Source organism: Polaribacter butkevichii (assembly GCF_038024105.1).
GTDB lineage: Bacteria > Bacteroidota > Bacteroidia > Flavobacteriales > Flavobacteriaceae > Polaribacter > Polaribacter butkevichii.
In genome coordinates this window covers 2,045,211-2,063,635 of the sequence record NZ_CP150661.1, presented here as the reverse complement: position 1 = coordinate 2,063,635, position 18,425 = coordinate 2,045,211, and the positions used below count along the sequence as shown (strand labels likewise).

The window sequence follows — 18,425 nt, the reverse complement described above, 5'->3', positions numbered from 1 at the left end:
ATATGGATATTAAAATGTTGTCGTTATATTAAGTGTAAAAGTTGGAGGAATTGGTATTGTTCGACTTACAGGATCGACATCCCATTTGTTAAAATTCCAGACTTTTAGGTTATCTGCTTGTAGGCTTACAGTAAAGCTATTCATCGATAATTTTTTAGTCAAACTTTCTGGAAACTGGTAGGATAGATTTACTTGAGCTAAACGAATATATGAAGCATCATCGGTATTTCTATCCGATTCATTTAGATATAAATAAAGTGGTGTTTGGGTTTCATTTGGCGATGTAAGTCTTGGCACATCTGTGAGTAGCTCGTCACCAGGTTGCTGCCACCTGCTAATATAATCACTATATACATTAGTTTGAAAAAATCTAGGATCATAATTTTTTTCGAATCTAAATCTATTTCCACCAGAATATACCGTAAGCACACGTAATGATAAATTTTGATAAGTAGCGGTATTGGTTAAAGAACCTGTACGAGTAGGTGATCTAGACCCCTCGCTTTTTAAAGCTTCTATGGCTCCAATATCGCCACCTACTTCTACAATATCGTTATTTTCATTAAAAAATGATGGATTACCTGTTGTGCTTAAACCAGCATATCTAAAGCTATAAAAATTATCAATAGGATCACCAACTACATATGAATTAGCATCATATTGTGTGAAAAGGAAAATTTCTCCTGGATTACTTTCGTCTATACTTGTTATTTTATTTTTATTTTGACTGTAAAGTATTCTTGTATCAAATTTAAAATCTTTAGTATCCATAATTCTTAAACCTAAATCGATATCAATACCTCTATTGTATAATTCTGCTACATTTAGAAAAGAAGAAGACAAACCATAGGTTGGACTTATATTACGTCTAGCCAGTAAATCTTTACTATTTCTGTCATAGTATTCTACACTTCCATAAATTCTATTTTTAGCCATAGAGAAATCAACACCCAAATTAAAAGTTTTTGTTTTCTCTAAACGTAATGTTGGATTAGGAGGGTTTGAAATAGTAAGATAATTATTTAAAAAACTTCCTTGGTCTCTGCCTTGTCTGGCTACTAAAAACGGCGATGTATTTCTATCTACATTTCCGCCAGAACCATAGGTTGCTCTTAAATTAAGGTTATCGAAAAACGTTGAATTAAAGAAATTTTCTTTAGTTATATTCCATTTTAAACCTACTGAAAATAAAGGAATATTTCTAAAATCATCCGACGCACCAAATAAGTTAGTATCATCCAACCTCATACTTCCCGAAATGGTATAACGTTTGTCGAAATTATAAGCACCATTAATATAGTATGAAAGAAATCTATTTTCATTAAATGTTAATCTAGAGTTTGAATTAATCAATCGTTGTCCGCCAAAAATTGGACTAGGATAGAGTGTATTTAAATTAGGTTGTGTAAAAATTAAAGATTGATCGTTATATCCAAACTTTCTATCTCTATTAAACTCTGTAATTTGTTTTCGTACCTCGTACCCAGCTATGGCATCAATGTTATGAAGTCCGTCATTAAAACTTTTTGAATAATTTAATTGACCTCTAAAAGTATTATCTGTAGTACTTCTTGTAGACATATCTAATAATGATCCTAAAGAAACAGGTGTTTCTATAACTTGACCATTGGCATCTACTTGAGCAAAAGAGTTTACTAAATTTCTAGTTGTAAATCTATTTTCGTTAAGTAGATTTCTACCAAAAAATGATGACCATAAATATTGGTAACTTAAGTCTATTTTTAGGCCGTCTAATATTTCGTAATTCAGTCCTGTTTGAATACGAATATCTGTTGATGTTGATGTATTATCAACATTATCAGACTCTTGTTTAAGATTAAACGTCCAAGGATACGGATAACCTTGTCTTTGAGCTAATTGAGAACTTTCTATATTTACGCCACCTTGCATAGGCAGATAATTACCATTATCGTCCACAATACGTTCAAATATTGGGTAATTTATTAAGTAATCTACAGGTCCTGTACCAATACCATTTTTACTTTTGGTTTGCGAAATATTACTAGAAAATCTAGCTTGCAACTTATCTGTAAACTTGTAATTGCCAGCAACATTTAAAATAAATTGATCGGACTTATCATTTACAATTTCACCTTTGTTTTGATTATAAACAAGTGACGAATTAAAATTGTATTTTTCAGTACCACCAGATATACTTAGGTTATATTGGTTCCACAGGCGTTGTCTTAAAAATAGTCTTGAATACTCCTCTCTACCATCATTGTTTCTAAGAGCATTTATTCTGCTATCAGCGGTAGCAATATCAATATCACCTCTTTGAAGCCTAAGTAAAGTTTCTCTAACCGAGTTGGTTTGATATAACGAAAACTCATTTAGGGTTCCATCAAATAATTTCCTTTGCTGTGAATACTGCTCAAAGTTAAACAACTCAATTTGATAATCGACCTGAGTACTTGGGTCTGCATAAGGTGCTTGAAAAATATCTTGCTTTAAAGTTACTGAGGAATTTATAGAAAGATTTACCGAGAGTTTACTATTCTTTTTTCCTTTTTTAGTAGTAATCACAATAACACCATTTGCAGCACGAATTCCCCATATAGATGTTGCGGCAGCATCTTTTAAAATAGTAATAGTTTCTACATCATTTGGATTTATAGTACCAAAACCTCCTGGTATAGCAAATCCATCAACAACAACCAAAGGCTCGGTAGTAGCATTAATAGAACTTCTACCGCGAATTACTAGACCAATATTATTTTTTTCCTGAATAAAAGGATCAAATTGCACACCTGGAGCTTCTCCTGCAATTTTGCCAATAATACTCTGATTTATTTTTCGCTCTAAAACCTTAGTATTAATTTTTGCAAAAGATCCGGTTACGCGCTCTTTACTAATCTTTTGATACCCAGTAGAAAATATTTCTACCCCATCCAATTCTTCTGCTGAAGGGCTCATTTTTATATCATAACTTGTTCTGCTATCTACGGTTAATTCCACATCTCCATAACCTAAATACGAAAACAATAATACGTCTCCTACTCTTGTATTTAATCTAAATTTACCATCAAAATCGGTAGTTACACCTTTGTTTGTTCCTTTTATAATAACAGTAACTCCTAATAAAGGTGTATTACTTTCGTCTGTAACGATGCCCTTAATAGTTTTTTGAAAGACTTTTAAGTTTGATTCTTTCCATTTTTCTTCAAAAAAATCGATGTCTTTACCTGTAGCATACTTGCTACGCTTTAGACCATAACTTTGAGAAAATGTTAAAAACAAACCTGTAACTAATAATGTTTTCTTTAAAACATGCTGAAGTTTAATTTTCATAGATGATAGTTTTTTAATGATCTGAATAAAAATCATATTATTAATAATTTAACACTTATTAATTTTTGATATATTTTATTCTTTACAATCGTACATATTTAAATAATTTAACACCATAAAGGTAATTTTATTAAATATAATTCAAAAGTCGATTTTTAGGGAAAATAAACTTTTTTTGAGTGAAACAACTTTTATAAACTTTAATAAAAAGGATTCAATGGTTTAATTAATGATTTATTAATTTTATTTAAAAACCTTATTAACACTACAAACTAATGTTATTTCAACTGAGGCATTAGAGGGTAAAGATGCTACACCTATTGCTGCGCGGCTTCCAATACTTTTAATTCCCAAAACATCTATAACAATCTCTGATGCAAAATCTGCTATTTTTGAATGAGCTGTAAATCCTGCTTCTGTATTTAAAAAAATATTCATTTGTAACACTGAAGCTATTTTTTCATTCAATTCTAAACAATTAAGAGCAGCTCCCATCGCATTTAGTGTCGCTAGCTCTACAGCTTCCCTGTATGCATCTACAGGAACCGAAGCTTTTATTTCACCAGAATAAAGTAATACACCATCTTTTCGAGGTGTCATGCCCGATGTATATATAACATCAGCATGCCTTACAGCTGGAATATACTTACCTTGTGGTATTGGATTTTTATTTACTTCTTTCATAAAGAATATATTTCAACCATTTTTACAATTCGTTTTGCTGCTTCAACTGCTGCATCATGGTCTTGTGAAAAATTAAGCCTAATACTATCGTTTAAATGAGGCGCAAATTCTGATGCAGGCGTAACAGTTATATGTGCTTGATATCTTAACAGGCGAACAAACATATTTAAATCGACACTTAATGCTGGTAATTTAGGAAACAAGTAACTTCCTGCTTGAGGTGTTGCTGTTTGAAGATTTGCATCCCTAAAAATCTTGAGCAACTCATCCCGTATAGCTTCATGTTGGTTAATTCTATCCTCCAACCAACCATCAGGTTCGTTAAACCAAGTTTTAAAAACAGCTTGATTATAACCTGCCGCTCTTAAAGAAACAATAGCTTGCAGGCGTTCCATTCTATCAATTATACTTGATGTTCCAAAAGCGGCTCCAAGGCGATATCCACTTAAAGATTCTGTTTTAGAAGGTCCCATTATTGTAATAAGATTTTCTGGCTGTACTTTACAAGAACGCAAGTGCGTGTATGTCTCACCACTATACAACATTCTTGAATATAATTGATCTACAATTACAGTAACCTTATAATTGTTGGCCAAAACAGCTATTTTGTCTATTACTTCTTTTGAATATACTAACCCTGTAGGGTTGTTAGGTGTAGAGAAAACTAAAACTTTAGTATCATTTTTAAAAGCCATTTCTAGCTCATTAAGATCGAGACCACTTTTAGAAGGCGACTCTAAATAGCGCAGTGTAACGGGTACTACTTCTCCTCCAAAAAACTTAACTAATTTTCTATTAGCAAAATAATCAGGCTCAACAACAGCTACTTTAGTTCCAGTAGCTACAGTTGCACCAAGAGCCAAAAATAATGCGCCTTGCGTTCCAGGTGTTAAAATTAACTCACTATCAGCTAGTACTGGCTTCTTTGTAAAGTCTCCAAGGTGTTTTGCTAAAGTTTTTCTTATATCAAAAGCACCTCTATACTCTGTGTAAGCTTGAGCTCCTCCTTGTTTAAAGCCATTTAACCAATAATTTTCAGAATTTGGAGTTGGAGGAAACGCATCCACATTACCATGAGAAAAATCAACAGGTATTCCATCGAGTTTCTTACCTTTCATTACATTGTCAAGTAGACTTAAGTCTTGTCTTACTTCTTGACCTGGAGCATTTTCAGCCTCAAGTGCTTTAAATTTCTCATCTAACACTGTAGTTTTTAAATTCGCAATCATATCGCAGCATTTGTCTTTTAATTAATGTATTTTGCTTTTTTACTTGTTGAATATATAAAATATTGATATTATTATTAATAATACATCAAAAATACAACCTACTACCTATGCTTTAAAATTGATTAGTTGTTATTTTTAATATATTTACCGTTTAAAAAACAGAAATACAATAAAAAACTAACGATTCAATGGTAGATAATACAGATAAAAAAATATTGGATATTTTAAAAGAAAATTCTCGCTTATCATTTGCAGATCTAGGAAGAAAAATAAATTTATCTCCATCTTCAGTTAGAGAGCGTGTACAAAAACTAGAAGAAGAAGGTGTTATTAAAAAATATGATATTCAAATAAACAATAAAATGCTGGGCTTTGACTTAGAAGCATTCATTTTATTAAAAGTTTTTCCTGGAAAGTTGAAATATGTAATTGATAAAGTTAATGAATTTCCTGAAATTACAGTAGCTCATCGCATTACAGGAAATCAAAATATTCATTTAAAAGTTGTTGTAGAAAATCAAATATGTTTACAAAAACTGCTAGATAAATTAATGCAGTTTGGAGATACAAATACATTTTTAATTCTTTCTGAAATATCAGAATAAGTCAATTTTAAATTTATAACACCTAGGCTAGTGTATTAATATAAAACTAAAAATCTTAAAGATAAGAGTAGATGAGAAACTTACCACGGATTGGAAAATCTTGCACTGTAGACTCTGTAAAAAAGTCTTTAGAGCTTAATTTAAGGGCTTTTAATTCTTCTGGAATCGTATTTAATTCTGTGTAAAATAGAAATAAAGAACTCCTTATTTTAACTTATGTTTGGTAAGCTTAAAATAATCTACTAGTACTACTTCTAATAATTATAATTTAGAAATAGCAATTGAAGTGTCCAAATTAGTAAGAATTAAAAAAACAAAGTTTTTATTTTTTATTCTACTCCACAATTTTTTGTTTTGATTCGGTTTGGAACATTATATTTTATTGTATTTAGCAATTTTTTATGCGCATTGTTGTGGATTGTTTTAAAATATTGAATATCCAAATATTATAGATAGATTCTTATAATCAGAACTCCAGAAATTATATTTGTTTAAAAGTTTTCTATTTGTATGATATCTCAATTCTATACTATATTTTTCATTAAACTTATAACCTAAACCTATAGCTGTGTTTCTAGCTGTCTGAATATTAAATGTATTTAAATTTGAGCCATCTAATCTAGATAGTTCAATTGATGAGTTTAAATTAAGATCAACTATAAAAGAAAAATTAATAAAAATTTTTGAATTTTCATTAACATAAAAATAATGTCTAAGTCCAATAGGAATGTCAATGGATTTATAATCTGAATTTATAATAAGTTTTCCTCCAGAAACATTGTTGGTTTCGATTATTTTTTTAGATATAAAATATTGATATGTTGGTTCTACTATGATAGCCCATTTATTTTTATTGAATGGTAAAATAAACTCAGCTTCAATTCCAAGTCCAAAGTTTAATTTATTATTAAAATTGGTATCACCATAAATAGAGTTAGAATGTTCTAGTGTTAATGAAGAATTATTAATGCTAGGCCTAATATTTAAGTTAAATAAATCCTTTTGTTTCTTTTTGTAAAAATTAACTATTTCCAAGTTATTGTATTTAACAAATAAATTAACCAAATCTCTCTTATTATAATTAATCTTTTCAATATCATTTTTTGAAATGTTTTCAGATTGTAAATTAATCCATAATTGCTGTCTGAATTTATTGTTATTTTTTTTTGCTGAATTATCAGCTAGTAAATAACTTTTGAAAACAAGCGGCTCAATTTTAGAGTTATTTTTTTTATAAAAAAATCGTTTTGAATTTTCGTTTTCAAAATAGTATAAGCATGCTTTCCCCTCAACTAATACTTTTAAAAATAAAAGTTCATCACTAAATATAGGATTTCTATCGTGACTTAAATGCTGCAAGTTTTCCGAGGACTTATCAAGTTTTACATTTTCTCTAATGTGTTTTGATACATTATAAATTGTTACTTCTTTTATGTTATCTATTGTAATTGTTTTAACATTATTATTTTTAGATAATTTAATTTGAAATTCAGTTGGATTATTCATCCAATCAATATTCTTAATTAGACATTCTGTTTTTTGCCCATCATTATTTACATAAAAGCCTTTTTCAAACTTTATTTGAGAGTAGCAATTAAAAGTTAAAATTAAGATATATAGAGTAATTAGATTCTTTTTCATGTAATTTTTAATTATTATTTTCTAACTTATGTATTATGCTTATATAGGTTGACCTTTTTTTAGGTTAATTTATACCGTTCAAACTATTTTTTTAGCCGTTTAGAAGGCAAAAAATATTTTGAACTATGTTTGTTTTTAAATTGTAAGTTCCGTCAAATTTACATTATTTTTTCGATACGATTTGTATTTGATGTTTGGATTTAAATGTACTTCTGCTGGTTTTCTTAAGTCTAGGCTAAAATGTGTTCTTAAATTATTGTAAATATCTACAGCTTGTTTAGCTGATTTTTGAGCAATATGAGTGTTTTTAAGACAGTTTCTAAGTCCGTATTCATATTTCAAAGTTCTATTGATTCTCTCAGCAATAGCGTTTTCATATGTGTCATATTGCTCTGTCATGCTCATTGTTATTCCATTATTTTCAGCAAACTGGGTATATTCAGGGCAACAGTATTGCATACCTCTATCAGAATGATGAATCAATTTTTTTGATGGATATTTTCTGTTTTTTAAAGCCATTTTTAAAGCATCTTTACAGAGTGATACCCTCATATGGTCATCTAATTTATATCCCATAATTTTCTTAGAGTATGCATCGGTTACAATTGCTAAATAGTTGTGTCCTTTTTCTGTTTTAATGTATGTAATATCGCTTACCCAAAGTTGTTCGGGTCTAGTAGGTATTTTGTTTTGAATGAGGTTTTTATATTTTTTAAATAGATGATTAGAGTTTGTGGTAGTTATGTAGTTTTTGAGTTTAGGGACGAGTAAATTATGCAGTCTTAATACATCAAAAAACTTATCTCTACCGATTTTAATTCTTTGTTCTATCAACTGATTTTTAAGTTCTTTATAGAGTTTTTTACCCCCAGTTCTGGAGCTTACTTTTTTACGATATTCTTTGACCATCGTAATTATTTTAGTGTCGTTTATCGCTTTAGTTTGTTTTACTTTTTCTCTTTTGTAAAAGGCTTGTTTACTAATCCCAAAACATTGATAGAGCCATTTTCTTTTAAAATTTTTTTCTTCTTTAGTTCTATCTCTTTTGCTAATGTTTTGGGTAGCGACTTTTTTGACAAATCGACGCCAGTAATGATTTCCATATCAGCAATAATATCTTGCTGAAAGTCCTTTACAAACTCCAGTTCTTCAATACGTTCCTTTAGTTTTTTAATTTCGTCTAGTTTACTCATACCTGCGTTTTGTTGGACTAAAGTACTATATTTTTTGATCCAATACCCAATTGTAGTTCTAGGAACGTCATATTTTTTGGAAGCAAAGTTAGTAGAAATCTGGCCATTTTGAATTTGGTCAACGACAGATAATTTGAGTTCAAGTGTTGCTTTTTGATAGCTTTTTTTTCGCCAGTGTTCTTTTTGTGTTTTCATAAGTGACTATAATTAAATGTTTAATTTTTAGTCAACCTATTTCAGGACGCTTCATTGTTCATATTATTGCCAACGTGTTTCTTTAGTTTGTATTAAATATCTTTATGTAGTAACAGAGGAGAACTATAACGTGTTTTAGATTTGAAGGTCCCTTACACGTACGAGTCCTCTGTTTCTATAAAGTTGCAAAGAACCATTTGGAATACCAGGCGTATAAAACCCCGATAAAGGAAGTAGTTTTTGCAACATATTTAATCATTCTAATTGTAAAAATATGAAAAATTACCAAGAAGTAGTAGGAATTGATGTGTCAAAAAAGACGATTGATGCTTATTGTTATCATGCCCAAGTACACAAAGAGTTTAAGAACGATTTAACTGGTTACAAAAGCCTAATAAAATGGGTTTTAAAAGCAACAAAAGAGAGTGCTGTTTTTTATTGTTTTGAGAATACCGGTTATTATTCCTTAAAGTTGGCACTTTATTTACACAGTAAAAAAGTTATTTACGTAGAGGAGAGTCCGTTAAAAATTAAACGTTCATCTGGCATTGTAAAAGAAAAAACTGATAAGTTAGATGCTCAGGTAATTGCTAGGTATGGTTGGCTTTACCGGGAGGAATTAACTCCAAGTACTGTTAAAAGTAGCGCTCATTTAGAGTTGGGTAGATTGTTAGCTTTAAGAGATCAGTTGGTTAGAAATAATTCAGGTTTAAAAGGTACTTTAAAAGAGATGAAAGTACTTTTAACAAGCTCTACAACAGATTTAGGTTGTATCAGTTTAAAACGAAGTATTGACTATCTCACAAAACAAGTCAAGGCAATAGAAATTAGAATTGAAGAAATAATTTTTGACGATATTTCTATGAGTAAAAACTACGAATTACTTAGAAGCATGAGAGGAATTGGCTTTGTTGTTGCTTGTCAACTTATTTATCATACAGGTAATTTTACGAGGTTTAAAAGCTGGCGATCGTTCTCTAGTTATTGTGGAACCGCACCTTTTGAACATAGCTCTGGAACCAGTATTCATAGGCGAAAACAGTGTCATTATTTAGGAGATAGAAAAATGAAAAGTTTGTTGAGTATGGCAAGTGTTTCTGCTATACAACATGATAGTGAACTAAAGTTATATTATCAAAAAAAATTAGCAGAAGGAAAAGATAAAATGTTAGCGATAAACAATGTGAGAAATAAACTAATAGCAAGAGCATTTGCGGTTGTTAAAAGAGGAACGCCCTATGTTGTACTTCAAAATCATATGGCTTAAAAAAAACTAAATTTTATTAGGATTTGATCTTGGAATACGTGTTATAAAAAGTTGCGGTTTTATGAACGGCAGATTTTCCGCAGGAAAATCAAAGTTTATAAAAATGCAACAAACTTTTGGTTAAGCTAAAATTAAGCAATTTTTTATACACGGTGTTGTGGTGTCGTTTTTTTATTCAATTCTTTTTCCAGTTTTATCAATTTTAAACCAACTTTCGCTTTTAGATCGTAAATGGTTATCTAAATCATAATATAAATAACAATCATAAGTTACTGTAGCAATTCCGTTTTCAAAGCTTGAAGCACATTCAAATTGAGGTTTAATTATAATTTCTCCATTTTCATTTGCAAAACCGATTTTTCCGTTTTTTTTGATTCTGAATAAACCTTCGGAAATATAATCAGGTCCATTGTCGTACATATAGACTTCAAAAATTCTTTGTCCTTTCCGATTTATTCCAATTAAATCATAAGTTTCTTTTTTAAGAACAATTCCGAATGTTGTGATTGTATCTTTAAATGTGTAGTATATTTTTTCAGACGTAATTATAGTATCTCCTTTCCGATTTACAAAAGCAAAATCATCTCCCATTTCATAAAATTGATTTTTCGAAATTCTAAATAATGTGTCTTTTGTATTTAATTCAGTTAGCTCAAAATATTCATTTTCATTTGTCCTTGGTTTGAATCTTTGTGAACAAGAAAAAAATGATAAAGTCAAGACTATAATTATTATTTCCTTCATTTTTTGGGTTCGAGTGAGAAATGCACCACAACGAATTGCGGTATGAAATCGTTGGGGATTGCGGGCTACTTTCCTTTCGAGTTACACCGAACTTGATGCGTGGTAGAATGTTTGAATAACCACCTAAACCCCAATGTTTTATACCGCGTGTTGTGCATTCGTTTTTTGTCAATCTCTATATTTAGGATTCAACTTTGTAGGAATTGGGGCATTAGTATCTTTCCACCATTTTTGTAAATCCTTTAAAAGTTCTTCTACCTTTTCAGGCTTGACTTCTGCTAAGTTGTTTTGCTCTCCAATATCTTCAGACAAGTTAAATAATTCAATGGCATCATCTTCAAAATAGTAATGCATTTTCCAATTGCCTTTGCGTATCACAGAACCAGGCCTTGTTCTAAATAAAGGGTCTCTGTTTTCGTTGTCTTTTCTATTATAAGCCTCCAAATAGATTGGGAAATGCCAAAATAATGGGCGTTCTAGTGTTTCCGTTTTTCCTTCTAGCACCGAAGAGATATTATCTCCATCTAATTCCAGTTGGGTATTCTCAATACCAGCATAATTCAAAATAGTTGGAAAGATATCGAGATTGGTTATTGGTACATCGCTCTTTGTATTCGGTTTAATTTTGTTATTATAAACAAAGAAAAAGGGCTCTCGAATACCGCCTTCGTAATAACTCCCCTTTCCTGCTCGTAAAGGTTTTTGTTTGGTTATTCCATACAAACCTCCGTTATCTGAAGTAAATACAATCAAAGTATTATCAAAAATATTTTTGTCTTTTAATTTTTTGATAAGCACCCCAATATTTCTATCTAGATTATCTACCATGGTAGCATACTCATAGTTTTTTTGACCATTCCAAGGTGCCTTATTCTTATATTTAGGTAACAAGCTATCTATTGGCATTATAGGGGTATGTACTGCATAGGGAGAATAGTATAAAAAGAATGGAGAAGCAATATTATCAACAAATTCTATAGCCTTTTCCATAACCAAATCAGTTAAATATTCACTTTTCCCATTAGCAATATTCACGTTTTTATAAGGCGGGTAGTAACTTTTTGGAAGGCCTGCATGACTACCACCTATATTTATATCAAAACCATCTTCAAGTGGGTTATGACTCAAGTGCCACTTACCTGCATGACAGGTAGTATACCCATTACTTTTTAAGACTTCAGGAATTACAGTGAATTTTGAAGCTAAGAGGTTTGTGTTTTTTGTTGGAATTAATTTACGGTCTTTAGCTTGTCCTCTTTCAGAAGAATTCACCGTATATATTCCATGACGTGGGGTCCACATTCCAGTCATTAAACAGGCTCTACTTGGTGCGCAGTTTGCTGATGCAGCATAACCATTGGTAAATACCATACCTTTGGTAGAGAGCGCATCAATATTAGGTGTTTCGTAATATTCACTTCCCATAAAACCAACATCTTTCCAACCCATGTCATCAATGTTTATAATGACTATGTTGGGCTTAGTCCTATTTTTATCTGTTAATCTAATGCTACAAGAACTAACTGATAAAACCAGAATAATAGAAATGACTATTATTAACCTCTTATTTTTATATTTATCTACACAAAATCTCATATTCTCTTTTTTTAAATGATGCACAACGTTGTTGTATAAGCTTTGTTGCGTTGTTTAAGCAGTGAATTTACTAAATAAAACACGAACGGCGAAATTCCGAAGGAATTTCCCAAGTGAGCAAAAACTAGCAATAAAGTTTATACGGTGTTGCAAGTAGTAGCTTTTTTATATTACAATTTATTTTTCCCATTTTTAGAAATTCAGAGATTGAGTAAATATTCCGCAATTTTAGTTTCTCTATAAACTGACTAATTCAGGTTAATGACAGAATTTGTACTGATTTTATTTCTAATTTTGATTTTCTCGCTTTGAATAAATTCCGTCTTCCAAAATTATAATACTTTATTAAATTTTATTAGCAAGAGAGTGTTCTATTCTTAGATTAATTTCTCTTTTTTATATATAATAAGGTTTCCTATTAGCATAATAAATGAGCTGACTAGCCACATCCAGTAACCAAAGCCATAAAAAATAACTTTTGATTTCGTACTTCCATCATTTACAATAATTTCATCTACAAATAAAAATGAAAGCATAGTAAGAAAAGTTAAAATACTCAGAATAAATGAAATATTTGTATTCTTATAAAATGTTTTCCAAGATATTAAAAGTATTAGGTTAGCAATCCAAGGAAAAGCAGGTAAGTGAAACTTAAATACACCAATCCAACCAAATATTAAGTTTAATAAACCGGAAAAATACTCACAAGTTCCTCCACTTGTACAATAACTTTTTTGAGTTAAAGAAATGATATATATTCCAATACTCAGAAGTAATATTTTTTTTTTCATATTTTATCTTAGTGAATGGAGAATTCTGTAATTCATTCCACCTATTACTTGCAACGTTGTTGTGTTATGAAAAGTTGCGATTAAAATGAACGGCTATTTTCCGTAGGAAAATAGAAGTTTATATAAATGCGACTAATTTTTATTAAGCTAAAATTAAGCAATTTTTTTTACACGGTGTTGCCTAAAGTTGTTTTTTGTTTTTCCTATTTTGGTTATTATTTTCGAGATTTAGCGTTCAAGAGATAATTCCGCCAATATTTTTAATTCCGCAATATTTGGAATTCAACATTTGAGTGTTTTTTCAAGTTTTGACTTACGAGATCTTTCCTAATTTTCAAATTTTGCGTTTGAGTGATAATTCCGCCAAGATTTTCATTCCGCAATAATTGGAAATTCAACATTTGAGTGGTTTCCTTTATTCTTGAAAAACGAGATTTCTCCGCCTTTTAAAATTTTGAGTTTGAGTAAAAATTCCACAAACTTTGTTTTAAGAATCTATATATTTTCAACCTTTTTAATTTTTATAAAAAACTAAATTTTTGACTCGCGAGAGAGTGTCTAACATTTCAAAATTCAAGAGTTTTATTGTTTTTTTTCCAACGGTTTGAGTGGTTCTGGACAATTTTTGGCAACGTTGTTGTGTTATGAAAAGTTGCGATTAAAGTGAACGGCTATTTTCCGAAGGAAAATAGAAGTTTATTAAAAAGCCACTAATTTTTATTAAGCTAAAATTAAGCAATTTTTTTTACACGTTGTTGCCTAAAGTTGTTTTTTGTTTTCCGATTTTGGTTATTATTTTCAAGATTTAGCGTTCGAGTGACAATTCCGCCAACATTTTCAATTCCGCAATATTGGTAATTCAACATTTGAGTGTTTTTTTCATGTTTTGACTTACAAGATCTTTCCTAATTTTTAAATTTTGCGTTTGAGTGAAAGTTCCGCAAAGATTTTCATTCCGCAATAATTGGAAATTCAACATTTGAGTGGTTTCTTTTATTCTTAAAAAGCGAGATTTCTCCGCCTTTTAAATTTTAAGTTTGAGTAAAAATTCCACAAACTTTGTTTTAAGAATCTCTATATTTTCACCCTTTTTAATTTTTATAAAAAACTAAATTTTTGACTCGCGAGAGAGTGTCTAACATTTTAAAATCCAAGAGTTTTATTGTTTTTTTTCCAACGGTTTGAGTGGTTCTGGACAATTTTTGGCAACGTTGTTGTGTTATGAAAAGTTGCGATTAAAATGAACGGCTATTTTCCGAAGGAAAATAGAAGTTTATATAAATGCGACTAATTTTTATTAAGCTAAAATTAAGCAATTTTTTTTACACGGTGTTGCCTAAAGTTGTTTTTTGTTTTTCCTATTTTGGTTATTATTTTCGAGATTTAGCGTTCAAGAGATAATTCCGCCAATATTTTTAATTCCGCAATATTTGGAATTCAACAATTGAGTGTTTTTTCATGTTTTGACTTACGAGATCTTTCCTAATGTTCAAATTTTGAGTTTGAGTGAAAATTCCGCAAAGATTTTCATTCCGCAATAATTGGAAATTCAACATTTGAGTGGTTTCTTTTATTCTTAAAAAACGAGATTTCTCCGCCTTTTTTAAATTTTAAGTTTGAGTAAAAATTCCACAAACTTTGTTTTAAGAATCTCTATATTTTCAACCTTTTTAATGTTTATAAAAAACTAAATTTTTGACTCGCGAGAGAGTGTCTAACATTTTAAAATTCAAGAGTTTTATTGTTTTTTTTCGAACAGTTTGAGTGGTTCTGGACAATTTTTGGCAACGTATTTTTGTATGGAAAGTTGCGATTTTTGTGAACGAGGAATTTCCAACGGAAATTCAGAAGTTTACAAAAATGCAACAGCCTTTGTTTAAGCTAAAAGTAGCAATTTTTTATACAAGTTGTTGGCAAATGCGTGATTTTTTTATTTCGTTCAACTTTTTCATAATTTTCTTTTTTTTCAAAATTCAAACTCTGAGTGAGAATTCCGTAAACTTTATAAATTCAGAGTTTGAGTAAGAATTCCACCATTTTGTTTTTCCGTATTTTGCTAAATTCCGCAAACTTGCTAAATTCAAGGCTTGAGTGAAAATTCCACAATTTTGGATTTTCAGGGTTTGAGTAAATTCCATTTTATTAAATTTTTCAAACTCTCCAATTTTTACAAAATTTCACGAGCGAGAGACTGTTCCATAAATTTTAAATTTCTACATTTTCCGAAATTGGGTTTCGAAAAGAGAGGAAAAGCAAGAAGTAAATTTATAAAACAGACTTTATTTCGGCGCCTTTCCCGAGTTTTTGCCAACGTGTTTGTGTATTGAAAGTTGCGATTTTTATGAACGGCTATTTTCCGCAGGAAAATAGAAGTGAGTAAAAAAGCAACAACTTTTGGTTAAGCTAAAATTAAGCAATTTTTATTACACGTTGTTGTGCAACGTAATTTTATTTAATTTTTAATTCCTAACTTTTCATATCTGTTAATTCTCCGTTCATTAAATTCAAAATAGAATTCTTTCTCTGTTATTTCTTCGTTGATTAAACTTTCAAGATTCTTTACGTTTTCTAATTTATAATAGATTCTTTTATGTTCATTATCTATACCTAATTCAAAACTGTTTTTTGTTTGCGTTAAGATATTTCCTTTGAAATTAGAGTCCATTTTTGAAAAGAAGAATAGTGAATCTTTTTCCAAAATTATATTTCTTGGAAACATCATTAAGACATATTCCGAGCAAATATGAACAGTATCGTTCTTTATAAAAATTTCTGCATAGTCAATTTCTCCATTTTCAAGTTTTATTAAACTACTCGAATACCAGTTTCCATCAATATTCCTTTCCTTTTTAATTCCATTACAGCTTAATAGTATAATAATTGAAAATAATAAAGTCAATTTTTTATTCATTTTCGTATTTCGGTTTATGTTGCACAACGTTGTTGTATATGGTTTGTTGCGTGGTTTAAGCAACTGATTTAGTAAATAATTACCGACCAAGAAAGACAGCGAGGACTTTTGTAAGTAGGCGATAAACCAGCAATAAATTATATACGGTGTTGTATGCCGTTTTATTTATATTTACTTATTAATTTTTTAAAAAGAGCTTTGGGTTTTTTATAATCAATTTTTAAATTCATAATATTCAATGTTATATTGAAAGGAGGTATAAAATCTAAATTGTAGCAATGTTTATTTAATATCTCAAATATTTTTTGAGGATTTTTATTTATATAGCCTTCCATACGCTCTAAGTCACTAATATGAATAATAGATAGTGGTTTTATCTTCAGCTTTCTATCTTTGTAGTCAGTAATTAATTCTTCAAATCTTTTTTGAAATATAATTGACATTAATGGAGTTTGAAGAGCTTTTTCATTGAAAACAATTATTGGATATATTATATAATAGCCTTTACTACTAATTTGATTATCAAACTTGTTAATTTCCGTTCTAAAATTTTTTATAGATTCTACAACTTGATTAATACCGAAATTTTTAAAAAATAAATTTCGATTTCCTTTATAAAAACTATCAATATCTAGAGAATATTTTTCTGCATCATATAAACCTGTAGATTTTACCTCTCCTAGTATTATTTTGTTTTTATTTCTGATATAAATATCAGAGAATTCTTTACCAGATTTTTCTAGATCTTCAAAAAGTTTTATTTTAAACTTACTAGCTTTTTGAAACGAATATTTAATTATACTATCAACATAATTTTCAAAAAAATATCCAACATTTGACCTAAAGTTTGCTATATTATATGTTTTTTTATTTTCTTTTGAAATATTAATTTTTATTTTCTCAAACCAAAAATCATTTATAAACTGAGAGTATGTTTTTTCTAATAAAAAAATATTATCAGTTAATACGTATGTGCTTTTATCAAATTTATAAAATGGATTTTTTCTAATATTTAATAGTTTATGAAAATCATTTGTTTCCATTTTTTCTGATAATTCTTCGAATAAAATTGAACGATGATCTTTTGGGTTTAGCGAATAGTGAAAATCTAACATTTCTTTGGAAGAATTATTAGCAATGAACATACTTAAAATTTCAAAAATAAACTTGTTAGGTTCTAAATTATATTTTTCTTTGATATATTCAGAGACTAATCCTTTGAAATGATCTGTGTTATCTAAATAGTTAAGTAAATGGTAACCTCTATAAGCAATATACATTGGTTCTGAATCAATAATAGATTCATTTAATGGAATAGATTTCGAGTTTAATGTTTCAAAATCTACAATAGATTCTTTTGATTTATCGTCTTCGATTTCAGTTATTGTAGAATTTATTAATAGAATATATCTAAATAAGGCATCCCAAACCTCTACCTTTCTCATTACAAACTTATCGTTGATAGGTATATCTGAGGAAATAATTTCTTCTAAGGCATATAGACAAGTTCGTCGAGTAAAAATAAGGGGGAAATCAGTACTACTATTTGAATATTTTTCTGTAACCTTTAAATAATCATTATATAGGTTTTCATCTATAGGACAGAAGTATTTTAATTCCTTACTTTGAGACTCCAAAGTTTTATCATAAAACAGTCGATTTTTAGGTTTAAGTCTATAGTTAAGTCCTGTAAATTCTGCAATTAAACTTTTTTTATCTATAAAACTGATAATGTCTAATCTATTTTCAGGAACTTCTTCACTAAAAAATTCATTATATCCTAGTATAAGTTGTGGTTTAGGTATCATCTTGGTATATTATCGGATCTTGGTTATAATGGCATACAACGTTGTTGTATATGGTTTGTTGCGTGTTTCAAGCAACTAATTTAGTAAATAATTACCGACCAAGAAAGTCCGCGAGGACTTTCGCAAGTAGGCAAGAAGCCAGCAATAAATTATATACGGTGTTGTAACACGTTTTATTCTGTTATATTATTTTCTGTTTTTATTATAGTATTCCAAATTTCATCTTTATCTGCTTTATTTTCTGCCTCTACTAAAAATTCCATTTCTTCTTTTGTGGCTTTTCTTCCATCTTCTGAAGAAAACTTAATAGTCACTTCAGCTTCTATTTCAAGTTTGTTCAGAGCATAAATATGTTTATTTGTTAGATTTCCAATTCGTGTTTTAATTCCGCTTGGAGTAGGTGGTTTTTCATTATATTCTTGACCATATAAAAATATTTTAATTTTCAT

Annotated in this window: 14 protein-coding genes; 2 read left to right on the top strand and 12 right to left on the bottom strand. The window is 29.4% G+C overall.

The features are described 5' to 3' along the window. Positions 1 to 9: 9 nt before the first annotated feature. The 3 genes from WG951_RS08700 to WG951_RS08690 all read right to left on the bottom strand — a co-directional run bounded on the left by WG951_RS08700 (position 10) and on the right by WG951_RS08690 (position 5,225). Complete coding sequence (locus tag WG951_RS08700; protein ID WP_170062927.1) at positions 10 to 3,312, bottom strand: SusC/RagA family TonB-linked outer membrane protein; 3,303 nt, start codon at positions 3,310 to 3,312, stop codon at positions 10 to 12. Between the two features lie 243 nt (positions 3,313 to 3,555). Next, positions 3,556 to 3,996 carry a RidA family protein gene (locus WG951_RS08695; protein ID WP_105050173.1) on the bottom strand — a complete coding sequence of 147 codons (441 nt, stop codon included), beginning with the start codon at positions 3,994 to 3,996 and terminating at the stop codon, positions 3,556 to 3,558. Then, positions 3,993 to 5,225 carry a pyridoxal phosphate-dependent aminotransferase gene (locus WG951_RS08690; protein WP_105050174.1) on the bottom strand — a complete coding sequence of 411 codons (1,233 nt, stop codon included), beginning with the start codon at positions 5,223 to 5,225 and terminating at the stop codon, positions 3,993 to 3,995. The genes WG951_RS08695 and WG951_RS08690 overlap by 4 nt, the downstream gene beginning before the upstream one ends. 188 nt (positions 5,226 to 5,413) lie before the next feature. Here WG951_RS08690 and WG951_RS08685 point away from each other — a divergent pair, with 188 nt between their 5' ends. Continuing rightward, positions 5,414 to 5,830: an Lrp/AsnC family transcriptional regulator gene (locus WG951_RS08685; RefSeq protein WP_105050175.1), complete on the top strand. Its 417-nt coding sequence runs from the start codon at positions 5,414 to 5,416 to the stop codon at positions 5,828 to 5,830. Between the two features lie 423 nt (positions 5,831 to 6,253). Here the strand turns inward: WG951_RS08685 and WG951_RS08680 are convergent, their stop codons facing one another. The 3 genes from WG951_RS08680 to WG951_RS08670 form a co-directional block, all read right to left on the bottom strand. After that, positions 6,254 to 7,471: an autotransporter outer membrane beta-barrel domain-containing protein gene (locus WG951_RS08680; RefSeq protein ID WP_105050176.1), complete on the bottom strand. Its 1,218-nt coding sequence runs from the start codon at positions 7,469 to 7,471 to the stop codon at positions 6,254 to 6,256. A 135-nt stretch (positions 7,472 to 7,606) separates the two neighbouring features. Next, entirely contained in the window at positions 7,607 to 8,455 is an 849-nt protein-coding gene (locus tag WG951_RS08675; protein ID WP_245893561.1) for an IS3 family transposase, read from the bottom strand. Continuing rightward, on the bottom strand, positions 8,419 to 8,859 hold the full coding sequence (locus WG951_RS08670; protein WP_105050178.1) for a helix-turn-helix domain-containing protein: 441 nt from the start codon (positions 8,857 to 8,859) through the stop codon (positions 8,419 to 8,421). The genes WG951_RS08675 and WG951_RS08670 overlap by 37 nt, the downstream gene beginning before the upstream one ends. Positions 8,860 to 9,133: 274 nt before the next feature. Here WG951_RS08670 and WG951_RS08665 point away from each other — a divergent pair, with 274 nt between their 5' ends. Next, positions 9,134 to 10,126 carry an IS110 family transposase gene (locus WG951_RS08665; RefSeq protein WP_340914023.1) on the top strand — a complete coding sequence of 331 codons (993 nt, stop codon included), beginning with the start codon at positions 9,134 to 9,136 and terminating at the stop codon, positions 10,124 to 10,126. Positions 10,127 to 10,297: 171 nt separating this feature from the next. Here WG951_RS08665 and WG951_RS08660 read toward each other — a convergent pair whose 3' ends face one another. From WG951_RS08660 to WG951_RS08635, 6 genes are all read right to left on the bottom strand, one after another. Then, complete coding sequence (locus WG951_RS08660; protein ID WP_146105304.1) at positions 10,298 to 10,870, bottom strand: WG repeat-containing protein; 573 nt, start codon at positions 10,868 to 10,870, stop codon at positions 10,298 to 10,300. 168 nt (positions 10,871 to 11,038) lie between these two features. Continuing rightward, entirely contained in the window at positions 11,039 to 12,466 is a 1,428-nt protein-coding gene (locus tag WG951_RS08655; protein WP_105050180.1) for a sulfatase, read from the bottom strand. A gap of 377 nt (positions 12,467 to 12,843) precedes the next feature. Next, on the bottom strand, positions 12,844 to 13,257 hold the full coding sequence (locus WG951_RS08650; RefSeq protein WP_105050181.1) for a hypothetical protein: 414 nt from the start codon (positions 13,255 to 13,257) through the stop codon (positions 12,844 to 12,846). 2,452 nt (positions 13,258 to 15,709) lie between these two features. Then, a complete protein-coding gene (locus tag WG951_RS08645) occupies positions 15,710 to 16,168 on the bottom strand; it encodes a hypothetical protein (protein WP_105050182.1) in 459 nt (152 codons plus the stop codon). A 161-nt stretch (positions 16,169 to 16,329) separates the two neighbouring features. Continuing rightward, a complete protein-coding gene (locus WG951_RS08640; protein ID WP_105050183.1) occupies positions 16,330 to 17,976 on the bottom strand; it encodes a hypothetical protein in 1,647 nt (548 codons plus the stop codon). Positions 17,977 to 18,149: 173 nt separating this feature from the next. Beyond that, a complete protein-coding gene (locus tag WG951_RS08635) occupies positions 18,150 to 18,425 on the bottom strand; it encodes a hypothetical protein (protein ID WP_105050184.1) in 276 nt (91 codons plus the stop codon).

Bases quoted from the DNA above. Each gene is read 5' to 3' on its own strand.
- WG951_RS08700 (WP_170062927.1), bottom strand. From the start codon at position 3,312: ATGAAAATTAAACTTCAGCATGTTTTAAAGAAAACATTATTAGTTACA.
- WG951_RS08695 (WP_105050173.1), bottom strand. From the start codon at position 3,996: ATGAAAGAAGTAAATAAAAATCCAATACCACAAGGTAAGTATATTCCA.
- WG951_RS08690 (WP_105050174.1), bottom strand. From the start codon at position 5,225: ATGATTGCGAATTTAAAAACTACAGTGTTAGATGAGAAATTTAAAGCA.
- WG951_RS08685 (WP_105050175.1), top strand. From the start codon at position 5,414: ATGGTAGATAATACAGATAAAAAAATATTGGATATTTTAAAAGAAAAT.
- WG951_RS08680 (WP_105050176.1), bottom strand. From the start codon at position 7,471: ATGAAAAAGAATCTAATTACTCTATATATCTTAATTTTAACTTTTAAT.
- WG951_RS08670 (WP_105050178.1), bottom strand. From the start codon at position 8,859: ATGAAAACACAAAAAGAACACTGGCGAAAAAAAAGCTATCAAAAAGCA.
- WG951_RS08665 (WP_340914023.1), top strand. From the start codon at position 9,134: ATGAAAAATTACCAAGAAGTAGTAGGAATTGATGTGTCAAAAAAGACG.
- WG951_RS08660 (WP_146105304.1), bottom strand. From the start codon at position 10,870: ATGAAGGAAATAATAATTATAGTCTTGACTTTATCATTTTTTTCTTGT.
- WG951_RS08655 (WP_105050180.1), bottom strand. From the start codon at position 12,466: ATGAGATTTTGTGTAGATAAATATAAAAATAAGAGGTTAATAATAGTC.
- WG951_RS08650 (WP_105050181.1), bottom strand. From the start codon at position 13,257: ATGAAAAAAAAAATATTACTTCTGAGTATTGGAATATATATCATTTCT.
- WG951_RS08645 (WP_105050182.1), bottom strand. From the start codon at position 16,168: ATGAATAAAAAATTGACTTTATTATTTTCAATTATTATACTATTAAGC.
- WG951_RS08640 (WP_105050183.1), bottom strand. From the start codon at position 17,976: ATGATACCTAAACCACAACTTATACTAGGATATAATGAATTTTTTAGT.
- WG951_RS08635 (WP_105050184.1), bottom strand. From the start codon at position 18,425: ATGAAAATTAAAATATTTTTATATGGTCAAGAATATAATGAAAAACCA.